General features: G+C 30.5%; 18 protein-coding genes. All 18 read left to right on the forward strand.

The window, feature by feature from the left end; all coding sequences use genetic code 11:
- Positions 1–317 precede the first annotated feature (317 nt).
- The 18 genes from I6U48_RS27965 (at position 318) to I6U48_RS28050 (ending at position 20,894) form a co-directional block, all read left to right on the forward strand.
- Entirely contained in the window at positions 318–665 is a 348-nt protein-coding gene (locus I6U48_RS27965) for an arsenate reductase family protein (protein ID WP_218323797.1), read from the forward strand.
- A 310-nt stretch (positions 666–975) separates the two neighbouring features.
- Positions 976–2,079, forward strand: coding sequence for an ABC transporter ATP-binding protein (locus tag I6U48_RS27970; RefSeq protein ID WP_218323798.1), 1,104 nt, complete (start codon positions 976–978; stop codon positions 2,077–2,079).
- A gap of 11 nt (positions 2,080–2,090) precedes the next feature.
- Complete coding sequence (locus I6U48_RS27975; protein ID WP_218323799.1) at positions 2,091–3,035, forward strand: PucR family transcriptional regulator; 945 nt, start codon at positions 2,091–2,093, stop codon at positions 3,033–3,035.
- A gap of 246 nt (positions 3,036–3,281) precedes the next feature.
- Complete coding sequence (locus I6U48_RS27980; RefSeq protein WP_218323800.1) at positions 3,282–4,511, forward strand: PucR family transcriptional regulator; 1,230 nt, start codon at positions 3,282–3,284, stop codon at positions 4,509–4,511.
- A 472-nt stretch (positions 4,512–4,983) separates the two neighbouring features.
- On the forward strand, positions 4,984–6,174 hold the full coding sequence (locus I6U48_RS27985; protein WP_218323801.1) for a CaiB/BaiF CoA transferase family protein: 1,191 nt from the start codon (positions 4,984–4,986) through the stop codon (positions 6,172–6,174).
- Positions 6,175–6,291: 117 nt separating this feature from the next.
- The gene (locus I6U48_RS27990; RefSeq protein WP_218323802.1) at positions 6,292–7,431 is read left to right on the forward strand and encodes an acyl-CoA dehydrogenase; all 1,140 of its coding nucleotides are present in this window, start codon (positions 6,292–6,294) and stop codon (positions 7,429–7,431) included.
- A 12-nt stretch (positions 7,432–7,443) separates the two neighbouring features.
- Positions 7,444–8,223, forward strand: a complete 780-nt coding sequence (locus I6U48_RS27995; protein WP_218323803.1) for an electron transfer flavoprotein subunit beta/FixA family protein — start codon at positions 7,444–7,446, stop codon at positions 8,221–8,223.
- A gap of 17 nt (positions 8,224–8,240) precedes the next feature.
- The gene (locus tag I6U48_RS28000; protein ID WP_218323804.1) at positions 8,241–9,242 is read left to right on the forward strand and encodes an electron transfer flavoprotein subunit alpha/FixB family protein; all 1,002 of its coding nucleotides are present in this window, start codon (positions 8,241–8,243) and stop codon (positions 9,240–9,242) included.
- A 103-nt stretch (positions 9,243–9,345) separates the two neighbouring features.
- Positions 9,346–9,783, forward strand: a complete 438-nt coding sequence (locus I6U48_RS28005) for a hotdog domain-containing protein (protein WP_218323805.1) — start codon at positions 9,346–9,348, stop codon at positions 9,781–9,783.
- Between the two features lie 51 nt (positions 9,784–9,834).
- Positions 9,835–10,239, forward strand: a complete 405-nt coding sequence (locus I6U48_RS28010) for a hotdog family protein (protein WP_218323806.1) — start codon at positions 9,835–9,837, stop codon at positions 10,237–10,239.
- 225 nt (positions 10,240–10,464) lie between these two features.
- On the forward strand, positions 10,465–11,952 hold the full coding sequence (locus I6U48_RS28015; protein ID WP_218323807.1) for a spore germination protein: 1,488 nt from the start codon (positions 10,465–10,467) through the stop codon (positions 11,950–11,952).
- 2 nt (positions 11,953–11,954) lie between these two features.
- Positions 11,955–13,052, forward strand: a complete 1,098-nt coding sequence (locus I6U48_RS28020; RefSeq protein ID WP_218323808.1) for a GerAB/ArcD/ProY family transporter — start codon at positions 11,955–11,957, stop codon at positions 13,050–13,052.
- Entirely contained in the window at positions 13,045–14,157 is a 1,113-nt protein-coding gene (locus tag I6U48_RS28025) for a Ger(x)C family spore germination protein (protein ID WP_218323809.1), read from the forward strand. The genes I6U48_RS28020 and I6U48_RS28025 overlap by 8 nt, the downstream gene beginning before the upstream one ends.
- Before the next feature lies 1 nt (position 14,158).
- Complete coding sequence (locus tag I6U48_RS28030) at positions 14,159–15,241, forward strand: GerAB/ArcD/ProY family transporter (RefSeq protein WP_218323810.1); 1,083 nt, start codon at positions 14,159–14,161, stop codon at positions 15,239–15,241.
- Position 15,242: 1 nt separating this feature from the next.
- A complete protein-coding gene (locus tag I6U48_RS28035; RefSeq protein ID WP_218323811.1) occupies positions 15,243–16,382 on the forward strand; it encodes a Ger(x)C family spore germination protein in 1,140 nt (379 codons plus the stop codon).
- 34 nt (positions 16,383–16,416) lie between these two features.
- Entirely contained in the window at positions 16,417–17,520 is a 1,104-nt protein-coding gene (locus I6U48_RS28040; RefSeq protein ID WP_218323812.1) for a Ger(x)C family spore germination C-terminal domain-containing protein, read from the forward strand.
- 22 nt (positions 17,521–17,542) lie between these two features.
- Positions 17,543–18,640 (forward strand): GerAB/ArcD/ProY family transporter, encoded by a 1,098-nt coding sequence (locus I6U48_RS28045; protein WP_218323813.1) that lies wholly within the window; start codon positions 17,543–17,545, stop codon positions 18,638–18,640.
- A gap of 118 nt (positions 18,641–18,758) precedes the next feature.
- A complete protein-coding gene (locus I6U48_RS28050; protein ID WP_218323814.1) occupies positions 18,759–20,894 on the forward strand; it encodes a transporter substrate-binding domain-containing diguanylate cyclase in 2,136 nt (711 codons plus the stop codon).
- Positions 20,895–20,988 lie beyond the last annotated feature (94 nt).

A 20,988-nucleotide genomic window follows, 5' to 3' on the forward strand; every position in this document is an offset into this window, starting at 1 on the left:
CCTTTTTCACACCCTCCTATATAAGCAAGCACGGTCGACAGTGAAGGTAAGTTTTCTTCCTTACGTCAGAAAACTAATTTATTTTTTTAGGCTTGTTTTGTGAGTGTAAAATATCGCTTATTCAAATACTCAGAAGGTAGTCCTGCGAAACAAGAGAGCAGGAATTCCTTTTAAATTAAAGATTTTTCGTAGTGCAGCGGAGAAAAATCCTCCTTCACTGTCCTCTGTCCTCTAAAAAATATATTTATAGTGTCATGTATTGAATTTATGCTAGAATATAATGAGTAATTATATATAAATTTAAGGAGACGTGACAGATGAATATCCAAATATTTGGTGTAAAAAAGTGCTTTGATACACAGAAAGCAGAGAGATATTTTAAAGAGAGAAAGATTAAATATCAACTTATAGATTTAAATGAAAAAGGATTGAGTAAAAGGGAACTAGAGAGTGTAAAAGCAGCTATAGGTCTTAATGATTTGATTAATACTAAGGCAAAAGAATATAAATCATTAAATATCGAACATATTAGAACAGGCAGTGTGAAAGAAGAACTGATTTTAAATAATCCTAAGCTTTATAAAACTCCTATAGTACGTAATGGAAGTAAAGCCACTGTAGGGTATAATCCTGAAGTATGGAAGGAATGGCAGGCTGAAGATTAAAAATAGAAATTTGTGATTTTATACAAATTTTAAGCAAGAGCTTTGGCAGTTTTATGCATAGATAAAGAAAAGTCAAGATGCTACAATGGTAACATAAGCAGGCATCCAAAATCTTTGATTTTGATATGATCGGTTAAGCAGCGAACCCAAATCTCTGATTTGGAGTGAGTCGCTTACTCAGCGAGTACTCATTCGACGATAGGAGAAGGAGTTTCATAAGCAGGCATCCAAAATCTTTGATTTTGATATGATCGCTTACTCATTCGACGATAGGAGAAGGAGTTTCATATTAAAAAGAGGAGATGTTACTATGGCTAATTTATCATTAAAGCATATTTATAAAATTTATTCAGGAAATGTTGAAGCTGTGAAGGATTTTAATCTTGAAATAGAGGATAAGGAATTTATAGTTTTTGTAGGACCATCTGGATGTGGTAAATCCACTACACTAAGAATGGTTGCAGGGCTTGAAGAGATATCAAAGGGAGAACTATACATAGGTGATAAACTTGTAAATGATGTTGCACCAAAGGACAGAGACATAGCAATGGTCTTCCAAAATTATGCTTTATATCCTCATATGACTGTATATGATAACATGGCTTTTGGACTGAAACTAAGGAAAATTTCAAAGGATATAATAGATAAAAAGGTTAAAGAGGTAGCTAAAGTGCTTGATATAGAGCATCTTCTTGACAGAAAGCCAAAGGCTTTATCAGGTGGACAAAGGCAAAGAGTTGCTATGGGAAGAGCAATAGTAAGAGAACCAAAGGTATTCCTTATGGATGAGCCTTTATCAAATCTTGATGCTAAACTTAGAGTTCAAATGAGAACAGAAATATCAAAATTGCATAATAGATTAGAAACTACTTTTATATATGTTACTCATGATCAGACAGAGGCAATGACACTTGGATCAAGAATTGTTGTAATGAAGGATGGTATTATTCAACAGGTTGATACTCCTCAACAAATATATGACAATCCTATAAATATGTTTGTTGCAGGTTTTATTGGAAGTCCGCAGATGAATTTTATACAATGTAAGCTAGAAGAGAATGCTGGAAAGATACTAGCTACTTTCGAGAGAGAAAGTATAGTACTTCCAGAAGATAGTGCAAAAATAGTTGAAGATAAAGGATATTTAGGAAAAGAAGTGGTGATGGGAATAAGACCTGAAAATATATATGAAGGGCAAGGTTCTGAAAATACTAATATGACTATAGAAGCAAAAGTTGATCTAACTGAGCTTATGGGAGCAGAAACCTATATTTACTTATCAAAAGGTAAAAGCAATATAACAGCTAGAGTAAGTGGAAGTTCAAAGGTTAAAGCAGGAAATACAATAAAAATAGGTTTAGATACAAATAAGATCCATATATTTGATAAAGAAACAGAACTGACAATCTTATAAGGGGGATAACGATGGAAAGTTTCAGAGATTTTTTAGATGATCTGTGTCTAAATACTGGAATAAGATTTAATTTGTTTGAAGATAATAATGAGCTATATCATGGGTTAGATAGTGAATCTTCTGAAACTATAAGATGCAAGCTAAAGGCTCAGAACAAGGAACTTTATATTTATCTTGATAAAAAAAACAAAGATAATATTAAATTAATCAGTTATATTATTGTAGATAAATATAAAGAGAAATATTGTATAAGAGAAAAATTAATGATTGATTTACTTAATGGTAAAGAGGTAGGTATTGATTTAATAGAAAAAAATCTATATTTTTTACAAGACGGAATTATAATATTACTTGTAAATGTTGATAAAAATAAAAATGAGGCATTAGAAATAATAAAACAATCCTATTTAGATCAGGAAGTCATAAGTTTTATATATGGAGATGATATTGTCATATGTGGGGCATTTGATGATATAGAAGAGCATGCTAGAAGTATAAAGGAAGCCATAGTATCTCATGTATATTGTAAAGTTTATGTAAGTCTTGGTAATAGAAGCTATGATGCAGTTGATATAGTTAATTCATATAGGTTCACTAAAGAGAGTATGATGCTTGGCAAAAGATTTTGCTCTAAAGATGAAATCTTTTATTATGATAAAATGCTATTTGAAAAGATAGTTTTCAATATAGATTACTCAGTAAAAGAAGAATTGATGAGCAGGTTTAAAGATAAATTTGATGTTTTTGATAAAGAAATAATAAACACAATTGAAGAATTTGCAAATTGTGGACTTAATATAAGTGATGCATCAAGGAAATTGTATGTTCATAGAAATACCTTAATATATAGAATAGAGAAAATAAAAAAGGAAACAGGCTTTGATATTAGACAATTTACTGATGCAACTGTATTTATAATATCCTTTATGATATGGAAAGAAAAGTATAGAAATTAGGATGAAAAGTTTTAATTCTAAAAAGTACATGTGGAAATGCTTTCTAAATGTACTTTTTTTGTTGTATCTTCCTTATGAATATTGAAACTATGTATTCTTAAATCGAAATTTGAATGTATGGGTTTTTGGTTCAAGGAACAGCAGATTTATGCTTTGGAAATAAGAATGTAATATTAACATTTTATACCATGACAATGATATAATGAAATTAATAGGTTTTAATATATTTTAGAACGAGGTTTAATTATGAGTGTTAGAGTTGATCAACTATTAAGTTTACCTGAATTGAAAGATTTAAAATTAGTAAGTGGAACTAAAGGAATTAATAGAATAGTGAGATGGGTTCATATTATTGAGAATCCAGAAGATGTTACAGAGTGTGCACAAAGTGATGAATTAGTAATAATTACTGGTGTTAAAATTTTAAATAGTAAGGATGCTTTTATTAGTCTTATAAAAAACCTAATAGATAAAAAAACTGCTGGATTAGTAGTGAATGTTGGAAAGTATGTTAAAGAAGTTCCGGATTTTGTTAAAAGATTATCTGATGCAAATGACTTTCCGGTACTTGAATTCCCTTGGAAAGTTAGTTTGTCAGAGATAACAAGGTTTATTTGCGGTGATATAGTAAAGAGGCAGCTTGAGGAAGTGTCTTGTCAGGATTTGTTGATGAGTGTTATATTTTTTAATACTATTACTTATGAAAAGTTTCTTGAAAGAATTTCAGCTTATGGATATAGCTCTTTAAATTCTGTTAGAATAATTATCGTAAGCATAGATAACATTCAGCAGTATTTGAATTCTAAAAACGCTTATGATGAGCAGAGCGTATTACATGTTAGAGATACTTTTTTAAAAGCTGTAAATAGCTCAGTTTGGGAGTCAAGTTTTAGGACTATAAGTTTTCTACAAAATTATTCAGTTGTCTTACTTTTAATTAATGAAAAGGATAGGAGTACTAGCTTAACAGCTACTTTAGAATCAATAAGAGAAAATAATAAAAAATTTTTACCTGAGATTAATGTAAGTATAGGAGTCGGAGATATTCATACAGAATTCTCCGAAATAAAGAAAAGTTACATGGAAGCAGAAAAAGCTTTAAAGGTAATAAAGGCACATAGAGAATTAGATAAAACTATTTTTTATTATGATATTGGGGTATATAAACTAATTACCGAAATACAAAATATATCTCTTTTTAAAGAATATTATGATAGTACTATAGGTAAATTAAAAAAATATGATGAACAAAATCATACGGATTTTTCAAAAATACTTTATGTGTTTCTTAAAGAAAATGGTAATTACGTTCAAACGTCTAAGAAACTTTACATGCACAGAAATACATTAATTTATAAGATTACTAAAATACAAGAACTTATAAAACGAGACTTATCAGATGCAAGTGTAAGAGTAGAGTTTTATATGGGATATTTAATAAAGGAGTTAAATGATTTTATAAATTATGAAAAATAGAGCTAAGAAATATAGATAAAATATTTTAACCATGATCTTTAAAAAGGTCGTGGTTAATTTTTTGTGCTTATTATGGGGAATGAGTATTTATAACTATAATACTGACTGTAAGAAAGTATTGTCATATATATGTCAATGCATATGACAATGTTTGTAAAAAATATGTTCGTCAAAAAGCACAAAAACATTGTTCAGTTATTACATATAAAAAGTCTATAAATGGTGATATTCTTAGTCTGTAGACAGAAGAAAATACTTTTATAAAGCAAATTGAAATATTAAGTATATAAAGATAGAAACTCAATTATATGAAAAATAAGTGCAGTTACTATATGTAACACCTCGAAAATCGTTAATTTTTTAACTAAAAATGCTTTGCTTATTAAGCAAAGTAAACCGTAAGATAAATAAAATCTAATTTTTATATAAAAATATAAAAGGCTTAATAATTGAATTGAAAGGGGGAAATGTTATGGCAAAAGCATTAGATGGGTTAAAGGTTTTAGATTTAACTCATGCATACAATGGACCATTTTGTACTACCTTATTGGCAGATAATGGTGCAGAGGTTATTAAAATTGAAAGTCCAAAAGGAGACCAGTGTAGAGCATGGGGTCCTATAGATAATAAAAGTGGTGAAAGTGGATTTTTCGCATTTTTGAACAGAAATAAGAAGGGAATTACATTAAATTTAAAAACAGAAGAAGGGAAGGCAATCTTTAGAGAGTTGGTTAAAGATGCCGATGTAGTTGTAGAAAATTATAGACCAGGTGTAATGAAAAAATTAGGCTTGAATTATGAGGTTTTAAAAAAAATAAATTCCAGATTAATTTATGCTGCAGGTTCTGGCTTTGGACAGACAGGTCCTATCACAAATAGACCTTGCTATGATATAGTAGCCCAATCAATGGGAGGAATGGTTAACTTAACTGGTTTTCCTGAATCAATTCCAACTAAAGTAGGACCTTCCATAGCGGATAACGTTACAGGAATATATTTATGTGTTGGACTTTTGATGGCACTTTATAATAGAGAAAAAACTGGAATGGGTCAGGTAGTGGATGTAGCAATGTTAGATACAATATTCTCCTTATTAGAAAATGCAATTGTTATTCAAACAATGACAGGAAAAACACCGGAGAGACAAGGAAATATTGATCCATCTATAGCTCCTTTTGATATTTATAAAGCAGAGGATGGATATATAGCGGTAGGTGTTGGAAATGACAAGTTGTGGTCAATATTCTGTGAGCTTATAGGAAGACAAGACTTGATTACAAATGAAAAGTTTATAACTAACGATTTGAGATGTAAAAATTATGTACCAGAATTAAAGAACATAATTTCAGAATGGATCAAGGACAAAACAAAAAAAGAGTTAGAGTATATGTTTGATGAAGCAGGAATACCTTGTGGACCAGTTCTTAATATGCAAGAAGCCATTGATCATCCACAAATTCAAGCCAGAGAAATGATGGTTCATATAAATCATCCAACTATAGGAGAAATGTATTTTCAAGGATGTCCTATTAAGTTATCAAGAACTCCCAGCAGTGTAGATACTCCAGCTCCACTTCTAGGGCAGCATAATGAAGAAATATATGGACAATATTTAAAAAGCAAAGAAGAAGTGGCTAGTATGAGGGAAAGAGGCATAATTTGAAGTGAGGTTTGGAATTTAAGTTTTATAGAACAGAAATGTACTATGATAAATAAATTAAAATAATGGAAAAAGCAAATAGGTATTATTATAGTTTTTACGAAGATAGGGGGTAAAATTATGGATTTTCAATTGACAAAACAGCAGGAGCAAGTAAGACAAATGGTAAGAGAATTTACGGCAAATGAGATTGCACCTTATGCAGCAGAAAGAGATAAAACAGGTATTTTCCCATTAGAAACTTTTAAAAAGCTTGGAGAATATGGTGTTATTGGATTACCTTATCCAAAAGAATACGGCGGATCTGGTGGCGGTTATATGGCTTATGCCTTAGCAGTTGAAGAAATATCCAAGGCAGATGCCTCTATTGGAATATCTTATTCCGTAAGTGCATCGCTATGTGCAGGGCCAATATATATGTTTGGAACTGAGGAACAAAAAATAAAATACTTGCCCGACCTGCTTAGTGGAAGAAAATTAGGATCTTTTGGATTAACTGAACCAAACGCAGGATCAGATGCGGCTGGACAGCAATGTATAGCGGAACTAAAAGGAGAGCATTATGTATTAAATGGACAAAAAATATTTATAACTAACAGTCCCCTATCAGATACTTTTGTAGTTTTTGCAATGACGGACAGAAGTAAGGGAACAAGGGGAATATCAGCTTTTATAATCGAAAAAGGTTTTCCGGGTTTTTCAATCGGACAAGTTGAAGATAAATGTGGGATAAGATCTGCACAAGTAGCAGAACTTATTTTCGAAGATTGTATCATACCAAAGAAAAATCTCTTAGGAAAAGAAGGCAAAGGATTTGGTATAGCCATGAAAACTCTTGATGGCGGAAGAATTGGTGTGGCAGCTCAAGGTCTTGGAATTGCTGAAGGAGCTTTTGAAGAAGCTAAAAAATATATGAAGGAAAGAAAACAATTTGGAAAAGAGTTATATAAATTTCAGGGACTTTCGTGGATGATGGCAGATATGGATATGAAAATTGAACAGGCTAAGTTACTTTTATATAAAGCAGCTTGTGATAAAGATCAAGGTTTGCCTTACACTGTTTCGGCGGCAAGGGCTAAGCTTGCATGTACAGATGCTGCTATGGAAATAACTACCGATGCTATTCAGCTTCTTGGTGGATATGGATATATGAAGGATTATCCATTGGAAAGAATGATGAGAGATGCAAAAATAACTCAAATATATGAAGGAACTAATCAAGTGCAGAAAATGGTTATCTCTGGAGATATATTTAAATAGGAGGAGTAATTGATGAAAACAGTTGTTTGTATAAAACAGGTGCCAGATACTAATGAAGTTAAAATAGATCCTAAAACAGGAACCCTTATAAGAGAGGGAGTTCCATCGATAATAAATCCAGATGATAAGAATGCTTTGGAAGAAGCTTTGAGTTTAAAAGATACTTATGGAGGTAAAGTAACTGTTATAAGTATGGGACCACCTCAAGCTAAGAATGCTCTTAGGGAAGCCCTAGCTATGGGAGCAGATGAAGCAATTTTAATAAGTGATAAAGTTTTTGCTGGAGCAGATACTCTTGCTACTTCTAATGCACTGGCTGCAGCTCTCAGAAATTTGGAGTATGACATTATCTTTACAGGAAGGCAGGCAATTGATGGTGATACAGCACAGGTTGGTCCTGAAATAGCTGAACATTTGGGAATACCTCAAGTAACTTATGTGGAAAAAGTTGAGGTGGAAGAAAATACTTTGAAAATAAGAAGAGCTTTAGAGGATGGCTACGAATTAATTATGGTAAAAACGCCAGTGCTTTTAACGGCAATGAAAGAACTTAATAATCCAAGATATATGAATATGAAATATGTGTTTGATGAGCTAAAGGGAAAAGTTAAGCTTTGGACAACAGAAGATATTGATATAGATAAATCTCTGCTTGGACTAGCAGGATCACCAACAAAAGTAAAAAGATCAGCTACTAAAGATGCAAAAGGACAAGGAGAATTAGTTTCCAAACCACATAAAGAAGCAGCTGCATACATTGTACAAAGACTTAAGGAAAAACACTATATTTAAGAAGAGGAGGAGCTTTCATGGACATAAAGGACTATAAAGGAGTTTGGGTTTTAGTTGAACAGAGAGATGGAGAGCTGCAGAAGGTTTCATTAGAATTAATAGGCAAAGGAACAAAGCTAGCAGAAAAGTTAGGTACTAATTTAACAGCAGTACTCCTTGGAGATAAAGTAGACAATATTGCAGATGAACTAATCCAATATGGTGCTGACAGAGTGGTGTATTTAGAGCATACTTTATTGAAGCACTACAGTACAGATGGTTATACCAAGGTAATATGTGATTTAGTAAATAAAGAAAAACCTGAAATAATTTTAGTTGGGGCCACATATATAGGAAGAGATTTAGGTCCTAGAGTTTCTGCAAGATTAGCTACAGGATTGACAGCAGATTGCACAGGTCTTGATATAGATGAAGAAACAAGTAATCTTTTGATGACAAGACCGGCCTTTGGTGGAAATTTAATGGCTACCATAGAATGTTCAAATTGTAGACCTCAGATGTCTACAGTAAGACCAGGTGTATTTGAAAAATTATCTAAAAACAGCAATAGATCTGGAAATATTGAAAAGGTAACTGTAAAGCTAGAGGAATATGATATAAGAACTAAAGTACTTGAGGTCACAAAAATTGCAAAGGGTATAAAAGACATTAGTGAAGCAGAGATTTTAGTTGCCGGTGGAAGAGGTATAGGAGGTGCTGAGGGATTTCAAATGTTAAAAGAGTTAGCACAAGAACTGCATGGGTCTATTGCAGGTTCTCGTGCAGCTATAGAAGCGGGCTGGGTGGATAAGATTTGCCAAGTGGGACAAACAGGAAAAACCGTAAGGCCAAAGGTATATATTGCATGCGGCATATCTGGAGCAATACAGCATTTAGCTGGTATGCAGGATAGCGATTATATAATAGCTATAAATAAGGATGATAGCTGCCCAATAATGAAAATAGCTGATTTAGCTATAGTTGGAGATTATAGAAAGCTTATACCTGAAATTGTAGAGCAGCTTAAAAGTGAAGGCTAAAGATTGTAATCAGTAGACGATACTGCCCAAAGCTTAGGATAAAATAACGTAATAGCTAAGAATAGGGCGTAATATAAATTAAAATAATTTGGAGGTGTTTTTTATGGTAAGAGAGTCAGTGCTAAGGTACAGGATGAATGAAGAGGATGGACATTATTTAGGAGGTATTGTTGCACCAAATAAGCATTTAGACATATATGGTGATGTTGGAACAGAACTTTGTGTGCTTCAAGATGGTGATGAATCATTATTTGCAGGATATAAAGATGTAGAATTTCTAGCGCCTGTATATGTAGGTGATTATATTGAGTGCCATGGACGGATTGTAAAGTTAGGAAATTCATCAAGAACCTGTGAATTTGAAACATACAAGGTTGCTACTCCTGCTAGACGTAATGGAAAGCCAGACGCTGCAGTTAATGATGTGGACGTTTTAGATCCACCAGTACTTGTAGCTAGAGCAATTGGAACTTTAGTTGTTAAAAAACCTTGCCAACGTGGTGTTCAGCCATCAGGTGTTGTTGAAAATAAGTGGGATTAGTATAAGCTTGAGGTAGGTTCGTATAAAAAAAGTATTATTGGAGGGATTTTAATGGATAATACATTTGTAAAACCAGAAAAAGAATATGAAAGCATGATACGTTTACGTATGTCATCAGGAGATGCTCACTATGCAGGAGAATTAGTTAATGGTTCTCATACTGTTGAACTTATGGGTGATGTTGCCACTAATTTAATGATAATGTTTGCTGGCAATGAAGGAACTTGTATTGGATATGATGAAATCAAGTTTACAGCACCAACATATGCTGGGGACTTTGTAGAAGTAAATGGAAGAATAATTGGAGTATGCAAAAATAAAGTAAAGGTTCAATGTAGATCCTTTAAAATAGCCGAAAATGCTCGTATTGCAGAGCAAGATTCAGCAGTAAATGTTTTAGAAAAACCAGTAATGACAGTTGAGACTATAGGTACTTATGAGATACCTGAAAAATAAAATAAATCGAAATTGCAAGAGAGTGAGTTCATTTGAAGCTCACTCTCTTTTGGTGTATATAATGCAAAAATATAGTATGATGCGGTTATCTATATAAGCTTATTTAGAATATTTAACAAAAAAAAACAGAAACTAATCAATAATATAAAAAACTAAAATCGATTTTAAACTTTAAAGTTATATCTTCAGTTGTATAGCTGTCATAAAAAGGATATGGTGATTTTAATGAATAACGGGAATCTTTGCGAAAATATAGAGCTAATTAGAAACGGCTTAGGAAGCAAAAATACTATAGTAGTCAAACAATTTTATATTGGCAGGGAGAAGCCTTTAGAAGCTGCTATTATTTATATGGATGGACTTATCAACAAAGATATTATTAATCGTGATATATTAAATCCACTTATGATACATGTTCAGGAAAATTTAACATGTAAGGAAAATTTAGCAGAGTATCTTTGCAAAAGATACATTTCTATGGGAAGCACATTGGTGGAAGGAGATTTAAATGTTTTATTAAAAAATCTTAAAACAGGAAGCAGTGTAACTTTAATAGATGGTGTTGCAGAAGGAATTATAGTTGATACCAAAGGAGGTATGATTAGAAGTATTTCAGAGCCAATAAATGAAACTACGGCTAAAGGTTCGAGAGATGGTTTTGTAGAAAATTTAGAGGTAAACATCAGTCAGATTAAAAGAAAGTTAAAAGATAATAATCTTGTTGTAGAAATGCTAAATATAGGAGAAAGATCACAGAATGATTTAGCAATTATTTATATAGACAATATAGTAGATAAACAAGTGCTTGGAGAATTAAAAAAAAGAATAAATTCTATCAAAATAGATGGTGCACTTGCAATAGGTCACATCGAACAATATATTGAATACTATCCTTATACGGTTTTTCCTCAAGCATTTAGCACAGAAAGACCAGATAGAGCAGTTTCTAATATTCTGGAGGGCAGAATAGCAGTTATAATGGATGGGACTCCTGTTGTCTTTGTAGTACCTGCACTATTTATGCAATTTTTTCAGGCCGTAGAGGATTACTCACAAAGAACTATAATATCCTCTTTTGTAAGAATTTTAAGAATGTTAGCAGCTTTTATTGTTATAACGTTACCATCAATATATTTGACATTAATAAAATTTAATGTAGAACTTATACCTATAAAGTTTGTTACTCCTATTGTTCAATCTAGAATAGGTATTGCTTTAACACCTTTCTTAGAAATTATAGCTATGGAACTAGTAGTGGAGTTTTTAAGGGAAGGTGGACTCAGACTTCCAAGTAAAATAGCTCAAACTTTGAGCTTAGTAGGCGGTATCATTATAGGGGACACGGCAATTAAGTCAAGAATAGTGAGCCCTTCTACATTGCTCATTGTTGGAATTACGGTTATATCTACTTTTTTAATTCCCAATTATGATATGTCTCTTTCTATTAGGATTTTACGATTTCCAATGCTCATATTGGCAAATGTTATGGGAATATTCGGAATTGCTGTAGGATGGTTTTTTATTTTGGTTCATCTTTTTTCTTTAGATAGTTTAGGTGTTCCTTATTTAGAATTTCACAAAAGTGATATGAAGGATACCTTTATTCGAGCACCATTATGGAAAATGAACAAGCGACCAGAAGGAATTCCAAATCAAGATCCGATAAGACAAAAGAATTTCAGGTATAAGTTTAAGAGAAAAGGCAGTGAATAGACATGGAAGAAGGTTCTAGTAAAAAACAAAATCTTTTAACGAAAACTCAATTCATGTTCATTATTTTTGGGGGAATAGTGGGAACGGGAATCTTATCTCTTCCTAATGATGTGGTAAAATTTGCTTATCAAGATGGATGGATTTCTGCTGCAATTGGAGGGGTATACCCATTATATGTGGTACTGCTGGGTTCGTATATAAGCAAAAATTTTCCTGAGGACACTATATTGGTCTTAAGTAAAAGATATATGGGTTTTTTTTTAGGAGGTATTTTAAATTTTATTTTTTTAACATCTTTTATATATTATTCTGCAATGATTACTAGAATTTATGTTAACTTAGTGAATAACTTTGTAGTAGGGTTCTTAACTCCTTTTAAAATGATTATTATTGTATTTCTAGTAACACTATATGCCGCTTTCAAAGGATTAAAAGTAATAGGAAAAATAAGTGAGATTAACTTTTATATTATGCTTGTTCTTATTTTATCTTCTGTTCCAGCCCTAAAAGCTGCAGATATCACAAATGTTTGTCCGGTGTTTGATGTAGGCATAGAATCAATACTTTATGGAAGTATGACTGCCGTTTTTGCTTACTCAGGAGCAGAAATAATATTAATAACTTATCCTTTTATGAAAGAGAAGAACAAGGTGCTTTCATTATCTTTTGTTATAGTTTTTCTCGTTATAATTATTTATATTTGGGTTGTTTTCGTAACTATTTATTATTTAGGATCGGAGGTTGTAATTAAAAGTTATTGGTCCTTTCTTTTGGTAACAGAAAGTGTAACTATATCTGTAATAAATAATTACAGATACATCTTTATATTTTTATGGAGTTTAGTTGCTTTTAAAAGCTGTGCTATGAATTGTTATGCAAGTATCTATATTTTAAAGGATTTTCTTAAGAAAATAAAAGTAAAAATTCTTTGTTTCATTATGTATCCTATATTTGTAGCTCTGACATTTCAATTTGGTAACGAGATAACAAGGCAGCGAATTTCAAAGTATGCTACAAAGGGATATGTTTTGTTTGATGTATTTTATATTGCAGTTATTTCTGGATTTGTATTTTTTAGGAGGAAAAGATGCGTTGAATAAAAAAAAATACTTCATCATTTTAATTGGTATCTTTCTATATGTTCTTATTCTACTTGGACAGGATGGACTTCCTATTGAAGAAACAAACATTATATCAGGAGTTGGCTATGATATAGAGAAAAAGAGTGAAGGAATAATAGAATACATTCTTCCATTGAGTATAAATGTATATAAATTAAATGGAAAGATTAGCAATGTAACCTTAGAAGAAAAAGGAGAGAATATAGGAGAAGTTATTCAAAATAGACAAGAAAAATTAAACAAAAAAGTCACACAAGGACAGGAAAGGGTAGTTTTAATTAGTGAAAAATATGCAAGGTTCGGTGTGAAAAATATAATAGAAGATAGATTTAGAAATGTTGAAATAAATGATATGGCTTTTATTGCAGTATGTAGAGGAGAAACAGAAAAGTATTTTAAAATGAAAGTAAAAGGATATAACAGTTCGGCAGAGTATATTGAAGGGCTTATAGAAAGTTCCCATACTCATAATTTTTTCTCTGAAAATTATAAGTTAATAGATATGTACGTAAGAATAGATGCAGAAGGAAAAACTTTGGTTCTTCCTTATATAGAGATGTCAAAAGAAGGAATTGAAATTGCAGGCATGACTATATTTAAGGAGGACAAAATGGTGAAAGCAATAAACTTAGATGAGGCTAAGATACTTAACTTATTAAAAGAAAGCAATGTAAAAGGGGTAGTGTCCTTAAAGAGAAGTCCTAAAGAATATGTTGACTTTGATGCAAATACAGGAAAAAGAAAAGTGAAATGTTATAAGGAAGGAGAAAAATATAGTTTTGTTATTGATTTAAATTTAACAGGGAACATTATAAGTAATGAAATGTATACAGATCTAACAAAAGATATAAAAAAGAGAAAAAAATTTGAGGAAGATATGGCTAAGAGTATAGAAGAACAGTGTTATGATTTTATAAAAATAATGCAAAATCAATATAAGATAGATTGCATTGATTTAGGTAAAGAAGCTGCTGCAAAGTTTGGAAGGCGTAAAAAAGTTGACTGGAATAGAGTAGTTTCTAATGCAGAGATTAAAGTAAATGTTAAGGTTAAAGTTGAAGCGCAGGGTAGAGGAGATTTTTAGTATGAATATAGAAAAGAAAAATCTGCTGACTCCAAATGAAATTATTTATATATTAATAGGTATTATGCTTGGAGTATCAACCTTAAGTCTGCCCAATGAAGTTACGGTAACTGCAAAGCAGGACGGGTGGATTTCTGTAATGATAGGAGCTGCATATCCTTTATATGTTTCAGTTATTGCTATATATATAAGTGGAAAATTTCCTAAAGACAATATTTTAGAGCTTAGTAAAAAATATTTAGGAAAGTATATTGGAAACATATTGAATTTTTTTTTCTTTTTAAGTTTTTTTAGCTATCTTCCTTCTATAAGTTCAGGCGTTGGAATTGTTATAAGAACCTATGCAGTACCTTTGTTAACTCCTCTTAAAATTTATTCAGTCCTATCCTTTGCTGTGGTCTATGCTGCCAGTAAAGGAATTAAAGTTTTAGGAAGAATATCAGCGTTTTGCTTTTTTATTTTGTTAGCAATAATACTTCCTTCTGTTGCTGTTTTAAAACAAGGAAGTTATTTAAATGTAAGTCCTGTATTTGGCTCGGGATTATTGAATATTTTAGAGGCAACTAAAGCTTCAGCGTATTATTATTCTTGCATAGAAATTATATTTTTAATTTATCCTTTTATTAATGACAGCAGTAAGATAAGGGGTTCAGTCCTAAAGGCTGTGGGGATTATATGTACTCTATACACTTGGATTACTTTTATAACTATATACTATGTGGGAACAACTGTTATTCAAAAGACAATATGGAGCTTTTTTACAGTTATAGAAGGTGTAAAAGTTGAAATTGTAAATAATTTTCGATATGTTTTTGTATTTTTTTGGATACTAATAGAATTGAAAAGTATAGCTCTTTTTTATTATGCATGCATGTTTATTTTAGAAGACATTCTAAAGGTAAGAAATAGAGAGTTATCATATGTAACTATGTCAGTTATCATAATAGGTATTACCATAATTTATTATAGAGATATGTTGGATAGGTCTAGAATTGGGCAATATACTTCTTCCATTAGTACAATATACAACTTAATTTATATAACCTTTATTGCAATATTAGTAAGAATAAAAAAAGGAGGTTAAAATGAAAAAAAATAAAAATGTGCTATTGGCTACATTTCTATGCATTACTTTTTTTTTAATATTTTTTAGCGGTCCTAAAATAAAATTAAACAGTGTAGAGGATTTGAACATATATGTTGGGTTGGCACAAGGTATAGAAAGAATTGGAAAGGAAGATATAGTTTATATAGCTACCACTCTTTCAAAAATGTATAAAGGAGAGAATATTGAAACAGAAGAGGAAATTACTGAAAGTGAAGTAAAGACAGGGAAAGGAAGCACTCTAGGTGAAACGAGAGAAGACCGACAAAAAAAAATAGGTAAACAATTCTTTCTAGGCCTTTCAAAGCTTTTCCTGTTGGATGAAGAGTATGCTCAATATGGAATTAGAGGCATGATAGATATTGGATTTAAGAATCCTATATTTAATGACAATGGATTTTTAGCAGTAGCTAAAGGTAAAGGTAAAGAATATTTTAAATATAATTTGGGAGAATATGAAAATTCTGCAGAATACATAAGTGATATGATTAAAAATTCAGTGAGCTTTAATTTTTTTAAAGGAAACTATACTATGAAGGATGCAATATTATCAATGGATTCAGAGGGGAAAAATGTGATTTGTCCTTATCTGAAAATAGATAAAGGTGGAATTTTAATAGATGGAATGGCAATCTTCAAAGAAGATAAGCTTGGAGTTATTTTAGACATGAAGGATACAAAAATAATGAATATGCTGCGAGAAAATAAGGTGAAAGGAATAATAACTATACAAAAAAATTCAAAAGAGTATGTAAGTTATGAAGCAAAGAGTAAGAGAAAAGTCAAATGTAATAAGGTAGGAAATAAATATAACTTTATTATTGATTTAAATTTAGATGGTGATATCGTGAATAATGAATTATATAAAGATATAACTGGAAAAGTAGAGGTAATAAAAAAATTTGAAGAAGATATGTCAAGAGAAATAGAAGATATGTGTTATCAATTTTTGGATAAGATGCAGAATGAATACAAGTTGGATTGCTTGCAGTTAGGGTGGATAGCAGCAGCACGATATGGAAGAGATACAGGTGTAGATTGGAATGAAATTATTTCTAAATCTAATATTAAAGTGAATGTAAAGGTGAAGATTGATAAATTAGGAAGAGGACAGTATTAAGCCAGAATAAGCTATAAATAGAAGGTGATGCCGGATGAATAAAAGAAAATTATCAATAATAATTCTGATAGTTATAATAGGATCTATTTATACAGACAAATTACAGGTAACTCCTATTGAGGAGTTTAACATATCATCAGGTTTTGGCATTGATGTAAAAAAAGAGATAGGAGCAAATATACAGTACTCTATTCCTTTTAGCGTATATGAATTTAAGAAACAAAAAAGAGAAAGTGTTAGAACTATAATCGGAAGAAATGAAAGTGTGGTAGAAAGTAGACAAGATAGACAATTAAAGTCTAACAAACCTTTTTTAATAGGAGTTCAAAGAATCATAATAATAAGTCAGGGTACAGCGACTTATGGAATATTGAATTCAATTAACTCGAATTTTGCCAACTCACAAATTAATGATAGAGGTAATATTACAGTATGTAAAGGAGAAGCGGAAGACATCTTATCCTATAAAGTAAAAGGCTATGCTAGTTCTTCTGACTATATAGAAGGAATGGTTAAAAATGCTGTTAATTATAATTTTTTTCCCAAGGAAAGTACTATTTTGAGCATCTATTTAGCTCTTGCTTCTGAAGGAAGAACTTTAGCGCTTCCTTATGTAGAGGTAAAAGGTAAAGATATTGTTCTTGATGGCATGGCAGTGTTTAGAGAAGATAAAATGGCATATGTCTTACCTATGGAAGAAAGTGAGATTATGAATATGCTTAGAGAGGAATCTGGCAAAGGAATTTTAAGTTTACAACAAAGTCCTGATCAGTATATAAACTATTATGCAAAGGTTAAAAGAAAGGTAGCATGCAATAAAGAAGGGAACAGATATGAATTTAATATTAATTTGAATTTTCAAGGAGACATAGTGTCTAATACCTTATATGAAGATATAGATAAGAAAAAAGAGAAAGAAATTGAAGAATTATTATCAAAAAAAACAGAGAAAATGTGTAATGACTTTTTAGACAAAATGAAAAATGTGTACAAAATGGATTTATTGGAATTAGGCATGTATAGTGCTGCTAAATACGGAAGGGAAACAGGAGTAGATTGGAACAAAGAAGTCAGTAATGCAATTATCAAAGTAAATGTAAAAGTAAAAATTAATAAAATAGGGAGAGGACATCACTAAATTTACATGGAGCGTAAAAGAAATGGATAAAGTAAAAAGAAATTTACTAGAAGACTTAGATTGCATTGCAATATTAGTAGGTTTTATAACAGGAGTGGGTATTTTAGCATTACCAAATGCAGTGGTAAAGGATGCAAAACAAGATGGATGGATATCAGTAATTATTGGTGGAACATATCCTCTTATAATGGCTTTACTAGCTATTTATTATGTGAAAAAGCATCCCAATGAGAATATTTTGATTTTAAGTAAAATATATTTGGGAAACATTCTAGGGACAATATGCAATATTTTGTTTATAGTTAATTTTGGTGCATACTTAATATTTATTCTTACAGGTGTAAGCAATGTTTTTAGAGTATATGTAGTGCCTTTTTTAACACCAGTAAAAATTTTTATTCCTACAATATTGGCAGCTTTTTATTTAAGTCATAAAGAAATAAAAGTTTTGGTAAGAATTAACAAGATAGCTCTTTATTTTTCAATAATTTTATTATTTATGTTAGCATCAGCATTGCAATATGGAAATTATTTAAATATGCTTCCGGTATTTGGAGGTAGATATAAAAATATTTTACGTGGTAGTATGGAGTCTGCCTATGTTTATGGAGGTATGGAAGCAATATTTTTATTTTATCCTATTGTAAAGAATAAAAATAGAGTTAAAAGTATAGTCTTGAAAGCCTTATTTATTTCTATGGGAATTTATACCTGTGTAACTTTTATATGCATATATTCTTTAGGCTACAAAGTTACTTCAAAAGCATTATGGCCAGTTTTGCTAGTGACAGAAGGAATTAATTTACCTATATTAAACAGCTTTCGATTATTATTTTTAGTTGTATGGAGTATAGTTATATTTAAGGTTGCAGCAAATTATTATTATGTATTTACAGTTGGTTTAACACATGTAATAAAAATAAGAGGTAAACAGAAAATTGACTATATTACCATTCCGTTAATTATTTGCATATGTCTGAAAGTTGGAAACGAGGTTGAGAGAAGAAATCTTGTTGATTATATTATTCCTAAAGTAACTTTATTTAATATTGTATATGTGTCTTTTATCGGTTTATTGATATTTATAAAGGACAGGATATCAAGTAAAATTTGTAATTGAAATAGAGTGTTTTATAGTTAGTTGGCATAACTAAACTTTTACAAATATCAATGTGTATGCTAAAATTTACATTATAATTATATTGTTCATATAAGTTTTGTTTGGGGTGTGATATTTAGTGAATTGTGTTTTGAAAGTTTTAATTTTTTTAATTACTTTTAATTTATTCATACCTTATGGAACTTTAGCTAGAGTTAAAGCGGGCATACATATAGAATTAACTAAAGAAGAAGAAGATTGGTTATATAAGAATAGAAATAGGATATTTACTTTGGGAATAAATCCAGACTCAGGTAAGGAGTATTTTATATATGAAGGACAAGAAAAAGGATATTTAATTCCACTAGTAAAGATTTTAGAAGAAGATCTAGGCCTGAAAATTAAGATTGAAGCTTCAAAAAGCTGGGATGAAAACTATTTAGGATTACAAAAAGATAATATAGACATACTTTTTGGGGCAAATGAAACCAATGAAAGAAAAAAAACCATGACTTTTACTCGTCCTATTACCCAAAATCCATATTTAGTTGTATCTAAGAAAGATAATAACATAACTACTATAGGTGATATTGATAAGAAGAATGTAGGATTTATGAAAAGCGATATTGTAACTAATATTTTGGAAAATACTTATAAAAATGTAAAATATAATAAAAAATTCTATATTTCGAATAAAGATGGAATCAATGCCCTAAATAACAATGAAATCGATGCCTTCATAACTGTTGGAGTGGCTGGTGTATATGATTATGTTTATAGATTTCCTGATCAATACTATTATTTTAAGCTAAATTCTATAGTTTCAGATGAAACTCTATCTACAAGAAAAGATGACAGAATACTTGCGGAAATACTGGATAAAGAAATTGCATATCTATCTAAAAATAAGCTTTCTAATTTAATTGACGATAGTGAGGTAGAATATAATGTAAAAATAATGAATCTTACGCCTAATGAGATACAGTGGCTAAAGAATGATGGGAAAGCAGTTATGGGAGTGACAAAAGATTTTTTACCTTTTGATTATTATGAAAATGGTCAATACAAGGGTATAAGCGGAGAAATTATAAATGAAATATCTAAAAAAACAGGTATAAAGTTTACATATAACTATGAGGATTTTGATACCTTATATGATAAACTCAAAAAAGGGAAGATTGATATTTTAAATATAGCCAAAACAGATGAGAGATTGAAATATGTTTTGTATCTTCAGCCTTATGATAAAGAAAGAGATATAATTATAGGAAGAAAAGACAGTGAGGACATAAAAGATATTTTTGAATTAGAAGGAAAACGAGTTGCTGTAGTAAAAGGATATTGGCACTATGAGTATCTTAAAAAAAATTTGGCTAATGTAGATATCATTGATACTAAAGATATAGAAGAATCCCTTATGTTGGTACACAAGGGAAAGGCTGACTATCTTATAGAAAATCCTTCAGTAGTTCGATATTATATTGAAGAATTAATGCTATATGATCTAGTTGAAGAAGGAAGAACAAGTGCCGATTCTTATTTATATTATGGTGTTACAAAGGGGAAACCTGAACTTGCAAGTATAATTAATAAAGTTATGCCACTTATAGATAAAGATAAACTTGAAAAAATTGGATATGAAGAAGTGCCTCATGTAAACAATAAGCAGTATTATAAAAAACTTATTAGTATAATAGTAGTCCTAATAATTCTACTTATTCTAATAATTTTATATGTAATTAGGTTGATTAAAGACTTAATAAAGAAAAAAACTGAACTAGAGTTAATTAAACAAAGAGAGCAAATACTTTATATTGATACGCTTACAGAGGTTTATAATAGGAACTATTTTAGTAGCAAAATCAAAAATACACTAGATGAAAAAACTTATCCTCAAACAATTATAGTTGCTGATTTGAATAATTTAAAACCAACCAATGATAAATATGGGCACCATATAGGAGATGAGTTACTGAAAGGTTTTACCAGTATACTTAAAGAAGTTTGCCCTGAGGAGAGTTTGATATTCAGATTTGGGGGAGATGAATTTCATATAATTCTAGAAAAAACCAATGAAAAGCAAGCGGAAGAACTTATTGGTGTTATAAAAGAGTTTTTAGAGCAAAAAAGTATAATTATCGATGAAAACACAGTATTAAAGATCTCAGCTGCCTTTGGATATGCTACAAGATATTTTAAGGAACAAAGTTTTGAGGAATTAATTAAGATTGCGGATAAAAAAATGTATGTGAACAAAAATAGATACAAAGAGTAAATTAAAATGGGTCTGTTGCATTTATAGAGAACCACGGCCGACAGTTAACTTATGCTCCGGGATATATTTACATTCTTCCAGCACGATAAATACT

Source organism: Clostridium thailandense, from assembly GCF_019207025.1.
Lineage (GTDB): Bacteria > Bacillota > Clostridia > Clostridiales > Clostridiaceae > Clostridium_AM > Clostridium_AM thailandense.

Excerpts from the sequence above, each read along its gene's own strand:
- I6U48_RS27965 (WP_218323797.1), top strand. The coding sequence starts at position 318 with ATGAATATCCAAATATTTGGTGTAAAAAAGTGCTTTGATACACAGAAA.
- I6U48_RS27970 (WP_218323798.1), top strand. The coding sequence starts at position 976 with ATGGCTAATTTATCATTAAAGCATATTTATAAAATTTATTCAGGAAAT.
- I6U48_RS27975 (WP_218323799.1), top strand. The coding sequence starts at position 2,091 with ATGGAAAGTTTCAGAGATTTTTTAGATGATCTGTGTCTAAATACTGGA.
- I6U48_RS27980 (WP_218323800.1), top strand. The coding sequence starts at position 3,282 with ATGAGTGTTAGAGTTGATCAACTATTAAGTTTACCTGAATTGAAAGAT.
- I6U48_RS27985 (WP_218323801.1), top strand. The coding sequence starts at position 4,984 with ATGGCAAAAGCATTAGATGGGTTAAAGGTTTTAGATTTAACTCATGCA.
- I6U48_RS27990 (WP_218323802.1), top strand. The coding sequence starts at position 6,292 with ATGGATTTTCAATTGACAAAACAGCAGGAGCAAGTAAGACAAATGGTA.
- I6U48_RS27995 (WP_218323803.1), top strand. The coding sequence starts at position 7,444 with ATGAAAACAGTTGTTTGTATAAAACAGGTGCCAGATACTAATGAAGTT.
- I6U48_RS28000 (WP_218323804.1), top strand. The coding sequence starts at position 8,241 with ATGGACATAAAGGACTATAAAGGAGTTTGGGTTTTAGTTGAACAGAGA.
- I6U48_RS28005 (WP_218323805.1), top strand. The coding sequence starts at position 9,346 with ATGGTAAGAGAGTCAGTGCTAAGGTACAGGATGAATGAAGAGGATGGA.
- I6U48_RS28010 (WP_218323806.1), top strand. The coding sequence starts at position 9,835 with ATGGATAATACATTTGTAAAACCAGAAAAAGAATATGAAAGCATGATA.
- I6U48_RS28015 (WP_218323807.1), top strand. The coding sequence starts at position 10,465 with ATGAATAACGGGAATCTTTGCGAAAATATAGAGCTAATTAGAAACGGC.
- I6U48_RS28020 (WP_218323808.1), top strand. The coding sequence starts at position 11,955 with ATGGAAGAAGGTTCTAGTAAAAAACAAAATCTTTTAACGAAAACTCAA.
- I6U48_RS28030 (WP_218323810.1), top strand. The coding sequence starts at position 14,159 with ATGAATATAGAAAAGAAAAATCTGCTGACTCCAAATGAAATTATTTAT.
- I6U48_RS28035 (WP_218323811.1), top strand. The coding sequence starts at position 15,243 with ATGAAAAAAAATAAAAATGTGCTATTGGCTACATTTCTATGCATTACT.
- I6U48_RS28040 (WP_218323812.1), top strand. The coding sequence starts at position 16,417 with ATGAATAAAAGAAAATTATCAATAATAATTCTGATAGTTATAATAGGA.
- I6U48_RS28045 (WP_218323813.1), top strand. The coding sequence starts at position 17,543 with ATGGATAAAGTAAAAAGAAATTTACTAGAAGACTTAGATTGCATTGCA.